Source organism: Pseudomonas sp. GLN_2, assembly GCF_043106005.1.
GTDB classification, from domain to species: Bacteria; Pseudomonadota; Gammaproteobacteria; order Pseudomonadales; family Pseudomonadaceae; genus Aquipseudomonas; species Aquipseudomonas alloputida.
In genome coordinates, this window is record NZ_JBICMC010000007.1 from 91,044 (window position 1) to 103,605 (window position 12,562).

A 12,562-nucleotide genomic window follows, 5' to 3' on the forward strand; every position below is an offset into this window, starting at 1 on the left:
TTATATCGGTCCTGCAGTCTTGATGCAGTGTGTTTATACGATAGAAGCCATCGTTTGGACGGTTTTTCGGGCTATGCAAACGAAAACGACATGACCGGATGCTAAATCCTGTGTTTCGCCACTGGCAAGCCAATTACCGCTTAAGGGAGGGGAAAATGGAACAGGCGGTGAATTAAAAGGTTTTCATCATGGATAGGATCCGAAACCGTGTCGCCTGCTTCGCGGGTAAACCCGCTCCTACGGGCACGGCGCCACATTGAAACCTTGCACATATCTCGTAGGAGCGGGTTTACCCGCAAAACAGGCGACACCACTCTCACCCCAGGCGCTGCCCCGAATCCGGCACGATCAGAATGCCGGCGCGCAAGCCGTTCTTGACCTTGGGGTTGGGGAAGATGATGCGCGCACCCTCCTCCTCGACCACCCAGCGCATCTCGGCCAGGTCCTCAGCCAGCAGGTAACCCTTGCTCAGCTCGGAGAAGTTTTCGATGTCCGCCGGCAGGTGCAGGTGGAAGCTGTCGCTGTGCTTGATGATTTCGCGGGAAACACTGAACAGCTGCAGGCCATCCAGCGAACTTTCGTTTTCGGGCTCGGTAGCCTCGATGATGCGGATCAGCCGCTCTTCGAGCTTGTCGAGGTTCACCTGCTCGTTCTGGCCGAACGGACGGGCCTTGCCCAACTCCAGGGTGAAAGCTTCAGCCTCAAGCTGTTCGTAGGTGAAAGCACTGAAGGTGATGGACGACTTGCTTTGCAGCAGCACCGCTTCCATACCTGCCGCCGCCAGGCGCGCCAGCTCACGACGGGAGTGCTTGCGCCCCTCTTTATAAGGGTACAAGGCGAATTGCTCGATCTTCGAACCGCGGATGGCAGTATGCAGGTCGTAATGCAGGCGGTTGCGCCCCGGCCTGCTGAAGAACACCCGGGCGAACTGTTCCAGCTCGGCAGCACGCAGTGCTTCGAACCCGCTGGACAGCTCATGGCGACCATTGAACAAGCGGTTGATGTCCTGTTCGATAAAGCGCTCGCCCTTGCGGATCGCCGCCGGGTTGCCGAACAGGAACAGCACCCGTGCCCTGGGTTTGATCTTGCCGTTGGCCACGCCGTGCAGCAGCCGTTCGAGCAATTCGATCGGCGCTGTTTCGTTGCCATGAATGCCGGCGGACAACAGCAAGTCCAGCCCGCAATCTTCGCTTTCGGCCGGACGCACTTCGAGCGCGCCCTCCCCCAGCCATCGCAAACGCGCGCCCCCGGGTGTCACTTGGGTCTTCTCAGCCGGTTCGTGAGCGGTGAGGGTCAGCTCAAGCAATTTGCCAAGGGCGAGCATAGGTGCTTCCTTAGTGGTGGTGACCGCAGTCAGGGCCATGAACGTGATCGTCGTCTTCGCCAAGTTCTGCCGGTTCCATTTCCAGCTGCAGGCTGACCAGATTGGTGGCCATCGGGCGCAGCAGCAAGTTGGCATACTCGGTGTCGTCTTCCTCGACATCCACGCCGATCAGCAACTGGCCACGGCCATCCTGCTGAATCCACACTTCCTTGCCTTGCCAGACCACAGCAAAGCGGGTGCAGGAAGTTTCCAGCTGGGTGCCGTCTTCATCTTCGAGGATCAGGCGCAAGGCGTCGGTCATTACAGAGTCTCTCTTCAAGGTTGGCGTTGGAACGGATACACCGAGCCCAACTTCAGGATCTGGGTCAATTCGTCCAGTGCCGTACGGCATTCCACCAGCAGTTGCGGGTCAGCCAGGTCTGCTTCGCCAAGGCGATCGCGGTAGTGCCTGTCGACCCACTGCAGCAGCGTGTCATACAGCGGGGCCGTCATGATAACGCCTTGGTTGACGGCTGCCAGTTCCGCTTCTTTCAAAGCCACGCGCAAACGCAGGCAGGCCGGGCCGCCGCCGTTTTGCATGCTTTGCTTGAGGTCGAATACCTTGACCTCCTTCACCGGGCCTCCCTGGCTGGTCAGCTGGCCCAGATAGGCCCAGACCCGCTCGTTGTTGCGGCACTCTTCCGGCACGACCAGCAGCATGGAACCATCGTCGCGGCTGAGCAGCTGGCTGTTGAACAGGTAGGAACGCACCGCGTCCTCCACCGCCACCGCGGCCCTGGGCACGCAGATGGCCTGGAAGTTGCCACCCTTGCTGGCCAGTTTAGCTCGCAGTTGCCCAAGTACCGCGTCGGTCTCGAGAAACGCGTCCTCATGGTAGAACAGCACCTCGCCGTTACCGACCGAAATCACATCATTGTGGAACACACCCTGGTCGATCACCGCCGGGTTCTGTTGAGCGTAGACCACACCGTCATCGCTCAGGCCGTGCAGCCGGGCCACAGCTTGCGAAGCCTCCAGGGTTTGTCGGGCCGGGTACTTCTGTGGCGCGGGGTAACGGCTGTCGAAGGCACTGCGGCCGTAGACAAAAAACTCCACGCCAGCCTCGCCATAGGCGCGGCAGAAGCGTGTGTGGTTGGCCGCGCCCTCGTCACCGAACTGTGCCACGGCAGGCAGCGCAGCGTGGTGGGCAAAGTGTTTCTCGTTGTTGAACATGGCGCCCAGCACGCGGCTGGTGGTCGGGTGTTCGATGCTGCGGTGATATTTGCAGTTGAGGTTGGCGGCAGTGAAGTGCACGCGACCGTCAGCAGTGTCGGCACTCGGGCTGACTGTCGCGGCGTTGGCCACCCACATGCTCGAGGCCGAGCAACTGGCCACCAGCAACGGCATGGCCTCGCGGGCGGCGCGCTGGATAACGTCGGCATCGCTACCACTGAACCCCAGGCGGCGCAGCGCCGCCACGTCCGGGCGCTCTTGTGGCGCCAGAACACCCTGCTTGAAGCCCATGTCGGCCAGCGCTTTCATCTTCGCAAGGCCCTGGCGCGCGGCCTCACGCGGGTTGGACGCCTGCTGGCTGTTGCTCTGCGAAGCCACGTTACCGTAAGACAGGCCGCCATAGTTGTGGGTAGGCCCCACCAGGCCATCAAAATTCACTTCATAGGATTTCATCGGCTAGGCTCCGTGACCTGTTGTTATAGGGTGACGCCCGGCGTCAGGGTCGCCGGCAAGGCAAGGCTGGCGGTCTCCAGCGAAGCCACGGGGTAAGCGCAGTAGTCGGCCGCGTAATAGGCGCTGGCGCGATGGTTGCCACTGGCACCCACACCACCGAACGGCGCGCTGCTGGCAGCCCCCGTCAGCTGTTTGTTCCAGTTGACGATGCCAGCGCGACTGCGCAACCAGAAGTACTGGTAGCGGGCTCGCGAATCAGACAATAAGCCGGCGGCCAGGCCATACTGGGTGTTATTGGCTTCATCGATGGCAGCATCGAAGTCGGCGTAGCGGATCACCTGCAACAGCGGGCCGAAAAACTCTTCGTCCGGGCGGTCAGCCACGGCGGTGACATCGACAATGCCCGGGGTCAGCAGTGCAGCATCGGCCTGCGGCTGAGTCATTTCCAGCAGTTTCACGCCACCTTTGGCGGCCAGTTCAACCTGGGCGGCAAGCAGCGCCCGAGCCGCCTGCAGCGAAATCACCGACCCCATGAAAGGCGCGGGCTGTTCATCGAACGCCCCCACCGTGATGGTTTTGCACACTTCGACCAGGCGCGCGATCAGCGCATCGCCCCAGGCGCCTTGCGGCACCAGCAGGCGCCGCGCGCAGGTGCAACGCTGGCCGGCGGAAATGAACGCCGACTGGACAATGGTATACACCGCCGCATCGAGGTCCTTGACCTCGTCCACCACCAGCGGGTTGTTACCCCCCATTTCCAGGGCCAGAATCTTGTCTGGGCGGCCTGCGAACTGTTGATGCAGCAGGTTGCCGGTGCGGCTGGAGCCGGTGAAGAACAGGCCATCGATACCTGGGTTGGCGGCCAGCGCCACACCGGTTTCACGTGCGCCCTGCACCAGGTTCAGCACACCCGCCGGCAGGCCGGCAGCAATCCAGCAGTTGACGGTAAGCTCAGCGACCTTGGGGGTGAGCTCGCTGGGCTTGAACACCACGCAGTTGCCTGCCAGCAGCGCCGGCACGATATGGCCATTGGGCAGGTGCCCGGGGAAATTGTAAGGGCCGAACACCGCCACGACGCCGTGAGGCTTGTGCCGCAGAACAGCCGTGGCATCGGCCAGCGGACCACTCTTTTCGCCGGTGCGCTCGCGGTAGCTCTGTACTGAAATCGCCACCTTGTTGATCATGCTGGTGACTTCAGTCGCAGATTCCCACAGCGGCTTCCCGGTTTCCTCGCCAATGCACTGGGCCATGGCCTCGGCATGCACTTTCAGCTGCGCGGCAAACTTCTCCAGCACATCGATACGTGCCTCCAGGCTCAATTGCGCCCAGGCCGGAAAGGCCTGCCGCGCGGCCTGCACGGCAGCGTCGACCTGGCTGGCGTCAGCGCCCTGCCCTTGCCAGATCACGGCCTGGGTCACCGGGTTGAGCGACTGCAGGGTTTCGCCCTGGCCGGCCTGCCAATTGCCTGCGATGTAATGCGTGGTCATTTACTGGGCCTCCCGGCTGGCCGACAGCGGCACCGCGCGGACATTGTCGCCGACACCCATGCGCAGGCGCTTGGCGGTCAACGGGTCGACCACCAGGGTGCCGGCGGCCAACCGTGCAGGTGCAGCAGTGATGCGGCAATCGTCGCGCTTGCGGTTGTGGATGATGAAAGGGGTCGCGTCATCGCCTGGCGTACCTACCGCCAGCACCAGGGTCTGGCTCTCGCGCACGGCGCGGATCTTGGCAGTGTCACACTCGATGGCCGGGCCGGCATCGAAGATGTCGACGTAGCCCTGGTAGTTGAAGCCTTCCTGCTTGAGCATGGCCAGCGCCGGCTCGGTGTCTTTGTGCACACGGCCGATCACACTGCGCGCCGCTTCGGACAGGAAGCAGGTGTACAGCGGGAACTTGGGCATCAGTTCGGCGATGAACGACTTGTTGCCCACGCCAGTGAGGTAATCGGCCTGGCTGAACTCCATCTTGAAAAAATGCCGGCCCAGGCTTTCCCAGAACGGCGAACGGCCCTGCTCGTCAGACATGCCGCGCATTTCGGCAATGATCTTCTTGCCGAACAGCTCGGGGAACTCGGCAATGAACAGCATGCGCGCACGCGACAGCAGGCGGCCATTTAGGCCCGAGCGGTAGTCGCTACGCAGGAACAGCGAGCACAGCTCGGAGTTGCCGGTCAGGTCGTTGGCCAGGAACAGCGTCGGGATTTCGCGGTAGATCTTCAGCTCCTGCGAGGCGCTGACAGTCAGGCCGACCCGGTAGTTGTACCAAGGCTCACGCAGGCCGACGGCGCCGGCGATGGCACTGATACCCACCACCAGACCTTCGTCGTTTTCCAGCACGAACAGGTAATCGGTGTCGCCACGCTCGGCTTCGCCACGAAAGCTTTTCTCCGCCCAACCAACGCGATGCCCCAGGCGCTCTTCGTTGGCCGGCAGCGTGGTCAGCCCGGTGGTGCCGGTGCTGCGTGCCAATTCGATCAACGCAGGCAAATCGCTGCTGCGTACAGGACGAACGATCATGCTATCTCCTTGTGCGGCGGCCTCGGCCGGCGCGAAACTCTGCTAACGCATCAATCCCGAAACGTCTGTTGCCAGACCTCAAACCGCGACCAGGCGCACGCTGGCGCCCTCGCCCACGCCCAGCGCGTCGGCTGCTGCCACGCTCAGGCTGACCGGCTTGCCAGGCACCCAGTCCAGGTCCAGCAACACCGCGCGGTAGTCCTGCAACAGGCCATTGCACACCAGGTACGGGCGACCGCCTTTGGCCGGGGCCTCTTCGATCTTCACCGGCACCACCCGGCTCTGGGCGATCGAGCGGATGCCAGAGGTGCGCGCATGCAGGGTCGGGCCGCCGTCGAAGATGTCGATGTAGTGTTCGGTCTCGAAGCCTTCGCGCATGAGTATGTCGAAGGTAATCTGCGCCCGCGGATGTACCTGGCCCATGGCTTCCTGCGCCAGGTCTGGCAACAACGGCACGTAGATCGGGTAGTGGGGCATCAGCTCGGCGAGAAAGGTACGGCTCTTCAGGCCGCACAGGCGCTCGGCGTCGGCATAGTTGAGGTCGAAGAAGTTGCGGCCGATGGCATCCCAGAACGGCGATTCACCCTGCTCGTCGCTGAAGCCGACGATCTCGGTCACCACCGAATCGGCAAAGCGCTCCGGGTGCGCAGCCATGAACAGCAGTCGGCCGCGCGAGTTGAGCTCGGCCCAGCCACTGTTCACCAGCTCCGGCGCCACATAGAAACTGGTCAGCAGGCTGTTGCCGGTCAGATCGTGGCACAGCGACAGCACATGGATCTTGTTGTGTATCTTCAGCTCGCGTGAGGCGTGCACGAATGTTTCGTTACGAAAACTGTAGAACGGCTCGGAGTAGCCGGCCGAAGCGACAATGGCCGAGCAGCCGGCCAACTTGCCTGTTTCACTGTCTTCGAGCACGAAAAAGTAACTCTCTTCACCGTTGAAGCTGACCTCGGCGGCGAAGGATGTCTCAGAGGCGGCAATCTTGTCGCCCAGACGAGCAGTGTCGTCCGGCAGCGAGGTGACACCAATGGGGCTGTCTGCAGCCATGCGCTGCACGTCGTTCAGATCAGCCATTTGCGCGGGGCGCATCACCAGCATGGTGTCACTCCTTTGGAATACGGGCCATTCACGTCGGCACGGAAAAACGGCAGGCACCCAGGCACCTGCACTGGAATCAGGTATCGCCGACCCGGCTCAGCCTCGGGCTGAGGCTGCGCCGGGGCCGGCGAAAGGACCGCTGGCGGATCAGCCTTTGGTCAGTGTGGCCACAGCGCGTTCGAAGCGGTCCAGGCCTTCGTCGATGTCAGCGTCTTCAACCACCAGGCTTGGCGCGAAGCGGACGACATCCGGGCCGGCCTGCAGCACCATCACGCCTTCTTTCTCGGCAGCATTGAGCACGTCCTTGGCCTTGCCTTTCCAAGCCTCGGTCAAGACACAGCCCAGCAGCAAGCCGACGCCACGCACCTGGCTGAACAGGTTGTACTGCTGGCCGATCTGTTCCAGGCGGTTTTTGAAGCGCTCGTGCTTAGCCTTGATACCGGCAAGGGTTTCCGGGGTATTGACCACATCCAGCACCGCGCAGGCAACGGCGCAGCCCAGCGGGTTGCCGCCATAGGTGGTGCCGTGGGTGCCAACGGCCAGGTGCTTGGCCAGCTCGGTGGTGGTCAGCATGGCGCCAATCGGGAAGCCGCCGCCCAGGCTCTTGGCACTGGTCAGAATGTCCGGGGTCACGCCGTAGTGCTGGTAGGCATACAGCGAGCCGGTACGGCCCACGCCAGTCTGCACTTCGTCGAAGATCAGCAGCGCATTGTGCTCGTCACACAGCTTGCGCGCGCCTTCCAGGTAGGCCTTGTCGGCCGGCACCACGCCACTCTCGCCCTGGATCGGCTCGATCACCACGGCGCAGGTCTTGTCGGAAATCTGTGCCTTCAACGCTTCCAGGTCGTTGTACGGCACATGGCTGATACCGGTGATCTTCGGGCCAAAGCCATCGGAGTACTTCGGCTGACCACCCACGCTGACGGTAAACAGGGTGCGACCGTGGAAGCTGTTCACGGTGGCGATGATTTCGTGCTTTTGCGGACCGAAGCGGTCATGCGCCACACGACGGGCCAGCTTGAAAGCGGCCTCGTTGGCTTCGGCACCGGAGTTGCAGAAGAACGCGCGGTCGGCAAAGGTGGCGTCCACCAGCTTGTGGGCCAGGCGCAGGGCCGGCTCGTTGGTGAACACGTTGGAGACGTGCCAGAGGGTGTTGGCCTGTTCAGTCAGGGCCTTGACCAGTGCCGGGTGGCAGTGGCCCAGGGCATTGACCGCGATGCCGCCGGCAAAGTCGATCAACTCGCGACCCGACTGGTCCCAGACGCGGGAACCCTCGCCTCGCACAGGAATGAAGGCCGCCGGAGAATAGTTGGGGACCATCACCTGGTCGAAATCGGCACGTTGCACCGGGGCTTGCTCAACGGACATCTGAGTCTCCTGAAGAGGAACGCTGGCCTGGAAGTGGCGAGCGATGGGGGGATTGTAAGGACTGATCCGCGCCTGTCCTTGCGGCCAAGCGACAACTTGTTACAGCGCAAAACCCAGTTTTGACAAGGCTTTCGGCAATGCGACAAACACTGTCGCAATCGCGCAGTGTACGGGAGAGAGGGAGCTGGGTGAACGGGTGTTCACACAGGATTCTGAGGGGGCAGGATGTACGGCGATGTTGATGTGTTGACGGGGAGATCGAGCGCCGCGTGGGCGGCGATCGATTTGCGCCCCAACACCCCCCCAAAGGCACACACCCCGAACACAACCGAAATCTCAGCCCTTTTCAGCCGGCGCCGAGCTCAGTTCGAACGGGCTGCTGCTGCGACGCTGGTTCCGGTCTTCCCGCGGCGTTGCACCAAAGAAGTTACGGTAGGCACTGGAAAAATGCGGCCCCGAGGAGAAGCCACAGGACAGCCCGATCTGGATGATCGACTTGCTGGTCTGCATCAGCATCTGCCGCGCCTTGTTCAACCGCAACTCCAGGTAGTACTGGCTGGGTACACGGTTCAGGTACTGCTTGAAGATACGCTCCAACTGCCGACGTGACACGCACACATGCTGGGCGATTTCGTCGGTGGTCAGCGGCTCTTCAATGTTGGCTTCCATCAGCAAAACGGCCTGAGTCAGCTTGGGGTGACTCGAGCCCAGGCGGTTCTGCAGCGGAATACGCTGGCGCTCGCCACCCTCGCGGATGCGCTCTACCACCAGCTCTTCCGACACCGCCCCGGCCAGCTCCGCCCCGTGATCGCGCGCCAGCACCGCCAGCAGCAGGTCGGTCACGGCCATACCGCCGCAGGCGGTCAGTCGGTCGCGATCCCAGTCGAACAGATGGCTGGTGGCAATCACCTTGGGGAAGCGTTCGGCAAAGTCATCCTGCCAGCGCCAGTGCACGGCTGCCCGGTAACCATCGAGCAGGCCCAGCATGGCCAGCGGATAGACCCCGGCCGACAGGCCACCGATCAGGCAACCACTGCGCGCCAGTTGCTTGAGCGCCGCTGAAAAGGCAGCCCCCATTGCCGCAGGCGGCTCGTCGGCCAGCAGAAAGAGCTTGTGGCAACCCTCCAGGCGGCCGGTCCACGGCTCGCCCGGCAGCCGCCAGGCACCTTCCTGCGCAGGCTCGGCCTGCAGGAAGACCAACTCGTAGACCACATCCGGATGCACCCGCTGCGCCACCAGCAACACTTCCTCGGCCAACGCCAGGGTCAAAGGCCTGGTGCTGGGCCAGATGAGAAAACCGATTCGCTGGGTGGTCATAGGGTACGGTCCGAAACCTGAGGTCGTTCGAGTCTGTGCGCCGGGTCAGGCTGCGCTCGCCGCGCAGCATGCCCTATTCTGGTGCAAAAATGCAGCTTTTACTTCAGGCTGCCGGAGAGGAACTGCTGCAGGCGCTCCGACTGCGGGTTGGCCAGCACTTCACGTGGGCAGCCGGTTTCTTCTACCAGGCCTTTGTGCAGGAACACCAACTGGTTGGACACCTCGCGGGCAAAGCCCATTTCGTGGGTCACCACCACCATGGTCCGACCTTCCTGGGCCAGCGCCTGCATCACCTTCAGCACATCACCCACCAGCTCAGGGTCGAGCGCCGAGGTCGGCTCATCGAACAGCATGACCTCCGGCTCCATGGCCAACGCCCGGGCAATTGCCACACGCTGCTGCTCCCCCCCCGACATATGCCCGGGGAAGGCATCCTTGCGGTGGGCAACCCCCACCTTGGCCAGGTAATGCTCGGCCTTTTCCAGGGCTTCCTTGCGGTTCACTCCCAGCACGTGCACCGGCGCTTCGATGATGTTCTCAAGCGCAGTCATGTGCGACCACAGGTTGAAGTGCTGGAACACCATCGACAGGCGTGAGCGCATACGCTGCAATTGACGCGGGTCGGCGGCCTTCAACGCACCATCCTTGCCGGCCACCAGCTTCAGCTCTTCGTTGTTGAGCAGGATCTTGCCGGCGTGCGGCTGCTCCAGCAGGTTGATGCAGCGCAGGAAGGTCGACTTGCCCGAACCGCTGGAGCCGATGATGCTGATGACGTCGCCGGCCTTGGCCGCCAGCGACACGCCCTTGAGCACTTCGTGGCTGCCGTAGCGCTTGTGCAGGTCTTGGACTTCGAGTTTGTACATGCTGTCGATTCTCACAAAGCGGTCAGTGCTTGCGCGGCGCCAGGTAGCCGAGCCAGCGGCGTTCGGCCATCTTGAACAGGCGCACCAGGATGAAGGTCAGGCACAGGTAGAACACGCCCGCCGTGATATAGGCCTCGAAAGGCAGGTAGTACTGGGCATTGACCGTGCGCGCAGCACCGGTGATGTCGATCAGGGTGACGATCGACGCCAGGCTGGTGGTCTGCAGCATCATGATCACTTCATTGCTGTACTGCGGCAGTGCCCGACGCAGTGCAGAAGGCAGCAGGATGCGGCGGTACATTTTCATGCGCGACATCCCCATGGCCTTGGCAGCTTCGATCTCGCCATGCGGCGTCGCCTTGAGGCTGCCAGCAATGATTTCGGCGGTGTAGGCACTGGTATTGATGCCGAACGCCAGGCAGGCGCAGAAGGTAGCGCTGGACAGCAGCGGCCAGAAGATACTCTCGCGCACCGCCTCGAACTGGGCCAGGCCGTAGTAGATCAGGAACAGCTGCACCAGCATCGGCGTGCCACGGATGACGTAGGTGTACAGCCATGCAGCAAGGTTGACCACCGGCTGCCTGGATACCCGCATCAGGCCCAGCGGAATGGCTGCCAACAGGCCGAAGAAAAGCGAAATCGCCAGCAGTTTCAGGGTGGTCAGCAAACCGCCGAAGTACATCGGCAGCGCTTCCCAGACGACGTTGTAGTCGAAGATCATAGTTCAGCCACCTTGACGCCCACCGAGTAGCGGCGCTCCAGATACTTCAGGGCCAGCAGCGAAACACTGGTCAGCACCAGGTACAGCGCCGCCACTGCCAGGAAGAAGGTGAAGGGTTCGCGGGTGGCGTCAGCCGCCTGCTTGGCCTTGAACATCATGTCCTGCAGGCCGACGACCGAAATCAGCGCAGTGGCCTTGGTCAGCACCAGCCAGTTGTTGGTGAAGCCCGGAATGGCCAGGCGAATCATTTGCGGCACCTGGATGCGGAAGAACACCTGGCGGGGGCTCATGCCATAGGCCACGCCCGCCTCGGCCTGGCCTTTGGGAATGCCCAGGAAGGCCCCGCGGAAGGTTTCCGAGAGGTAGGCGCCAAAGATGAAGCCCAGGGTACCGATACCCGCAATCAGCGGATTCAGATCGATATAGTCTTCGTAGCCGAGCAGCGGCGCCACCCGGTTGATGATGTCTTGCCCGCCGTAGAAGATCAGCAGGATCAGGACCAGGTCCGGAATACCACGGATCACCGTGGAATACAGATCGCCCAGCCAGGCCAGCCAGCGCACTGGTGACAAACGCAGCGCCACACCGATCAGGCCGAGCACGATGGCCAGGGCCATCGACGACAGGGCGAGCTGTAGCGTCAGCCACGCCCCGTCGAGGATGACTGCCCCGTAGCCTTTCAACATGATGAGGTCCTCGACCTAGAGAATGAAAAATGGTGCAAACCTCAGAGCCTCTGCTGTTTGCACCATTGCACAGGTGAAACCCGACGTCTTACTTCGAGTCTGGCCCGTAGATGTCGAAATTGAAGTACTTGCTTTCGATTTCTTTGTACTTGCCGTTGGCACGGATGGCATCGATCGCCGCGTTGATGCGGTCGACATTGGCCTTGTCACCCTTGCGTACGGCAATACCGATACCGTCACCGAAGTACTTGGCGTCGGTGAAGGCCGGGCCTACGAACGCGAAGCCCTTGCCGGCGTCAGTCTTGAGGAAGCCGTCTTCCAGCAGGGTGGCATCCGCCACGGTGCCGTCGAGGCGGCCAGCTGCGACGTCCAGGTAGATTTCGTTCTGGGTGCCGTAAGGCACCACGGTGGCACCCTTGGCGCCCAGCACTTCCTTGGCGAAGCGGTCGTGAATGGAGCCGCGCTGCACGCCGATCTTCTTGCCTTTCAGTTCGTCCAGGCTGTCGCTGACGGTGGTGCCGTCCTTCATGACCAGGCGCGCCGGAGTCAGGTAGTAGCGCTTGGTGAAGTCGACCGACTTCTTGCGGTCATCGGTGATCGACATGGACGACAGGATGGCATCGATCTTGCGCACTTTCAGCGCCGGGATCAGGCCGTCGAACTCCTGCTCGACCCAGGTACACTTGGTTTTCATCTCTTCGCACAGCGCGTTGCCGATATCGTAGTCAAAGCCGGCGATGCTGCCGTCAGGTTGCTTGAAGGCGAAGGGTGGGTAGGCCGCTTCGATGCCGATTTTCAGCGGTTTTTCATCAGCCTGCGACACCAGGGAAAACACAGACAGCGCCAGGGCGCCAAGCAGTGCGAGCTTCTTCATCAGGTAACTCCATCGGTACGGGGCAATACAAGGCAGGTAACGGCTGCCCGATATGCGAATGAGTACAACGCGAGCCGCGCAGGGTTCGACCAAGGCCGCATACCACGAGCGAGTGAGTGGCATTTTAACG

General features: G+C 62.1%; 12 protein-coding genes. All 12 read right to left on the reverse strand.

What is annotated here, in order from left to right:
* Positions 1–316: 316 nt before the first annotated feature.
* The 12 genes from astE to ACF8Q6_RS02000 all read right to left on the reverse strand — a co-directional run bounded on the left by astE (position 317) and on the right by ACF8Q6_RS02000 (position 12,432).
* Entirely contained in the window at positions 317–1,324 is a 1,008-nt protein-coding gene (gene astE, locus ACF8Q6_RS01945; protein ID WP_392491637.1) for a succinylglutamate desuccinylase, read from the reverse strand.
* Positions 1,325–1,334: 10 nt separating this feature from the next.
* Entirely contained in the window at positions 1,335–1,625 is a 291-nt protein-coding gene (locus ACF8Q6_RS01950; RefSeq protein WP_003254508.1) for a topoisomerase II, read from the reverse strand.
* Between the two features lie 14 nt (positions 1,626–1,639).
* Positions 1,640–2,989, reverse strand: a complete 1,350-nt coding sequence (gene astB, locus ACF8Q6_RS01955) for an N-succinylarginine dihydrolase (protein WP_004577068.1) — start codon at positions 2,987–2,989, stop codon at positions 1,640–1,642.
* A gap of 23 nt (positions 2,990–3,012) precedes the next feature.
* Positions 3,013–4,476 carry a succinylglutamate-semialdehyde dehydrogenase gene (gene astD / locus ACF8Q6_RS01960; protein WP_004577069.1) on the reverse strand — a complete coding sequence of 488 codons (1,464 nt, stop codon included), beginning with the start codon at positions 4,474–4,476 and terminating at the stop codon, positions 3,013–3,015.
* Positions 4,477–5,505, reverse strand: a complete 1,029-nt coding sequence (gene astA / locus ACF8Q6_RS01965) for an arginine N-succinyltransferase (RefSeq protein ID WP_003254513.1) — start codon at positions 5,503–5,505, stop codon at positions 4,477–4,479.
* A 78-nt stretch (positions 5,506–5,583) separates the two neighbouring features.
* Positions 5,584–6,603: an arginine/ornithine succinyltransferase subunit alpha gene (gene aruF, locus ACF8Q6_RS01970; RefSeq protein WP_012051578.1), complete on the reverse strand. Its 1,020-nt coding sequence runs from the start codon at positions 6,601–6,603 to the stop codon at positions 5,584–5,586.
* A gap of 147 nt (positions 6,604–6,750) precedes the next feature.
* Positions 6,751–7,971 (reverse strand): acetylornithine transaminase, encoded by a 1,221-nt coding sequence (locus tag ACF8Q6_RS01975; RefSeq protein ID WP_392491639.1) that lies wholly within the window; start codon positions 7,969–7,971, stop codon positions 6,751–6,753.
* Between the two features lie 336 nt (positions 7,972–8,307).
* Positions 8,308–9,288 carry a transcriptional regulator ArgR gene (gene argR, locus ACF8Q6_RS01980; RefSeq protein WP_004576734.1) on the reverse strand — a complete coding sequence of 327 codons (981 nt, stop codon included), beginning with the start codon at positions 9,286–9,288 and terminating at the stop codon, positions 8,308–8,310.
* Positions 9,289–9,386: 98 nt separating this feature from the next.
* Positions 9,387–10,151, reverse strand: a complete 765-nt coding sequence (locus ACF8Q6_RS01985; RefSeq protein ID WP_233691502.1) for an ABC transporter ATP-binding protein — start codon at positions 10,149–10,151, stop codon at positions 9,387–9,389.
* A gap of 22 nt (positions 10,152–10,173) precedes the next feature.
* Positions 10,174–10,872 carry an ABC transporter permease gene (locus ACF8Q6_RS01990; RefSeq protein ID WP_003254520.1) on the reverse strand — a complete coding sequence of 233 codons (699 nt, stop codon included), beginning with the start codon at positions 10,870–10,872 and terminating at the stop codon, positions 10,174–10,176.
* Positions 10,869–11,558 (reverse strand): ABC transporter permease, encoded by a 690-nt coding sequence (locus tag ACF8Q6_RS01995; protein WP_003254523.1) that lies wholly within the window; start codon positions 11,556–11,558, stop codon positions 10,869–10,871. Before ACF8Q6_RS01995 ends, ACF8Q6_RS01990 begins: the two co-directional genes overlap by 4 nt.
* 88 nt (positions 11,559–11,646) lie before the next feature.
* Positions 11,647–12,432, reverse strand: a complete 786-nt coding sequence (locus ACF8Q6_RS02000) for an ABC transporter substrate-binding protein (protein ID WP_012051577.1) — start codon at positions 12,430–12,432, stop codon at positions 11,647–11,649.
* Positions 12,433–12,562 lie beyond the last annotated feature (130 nt).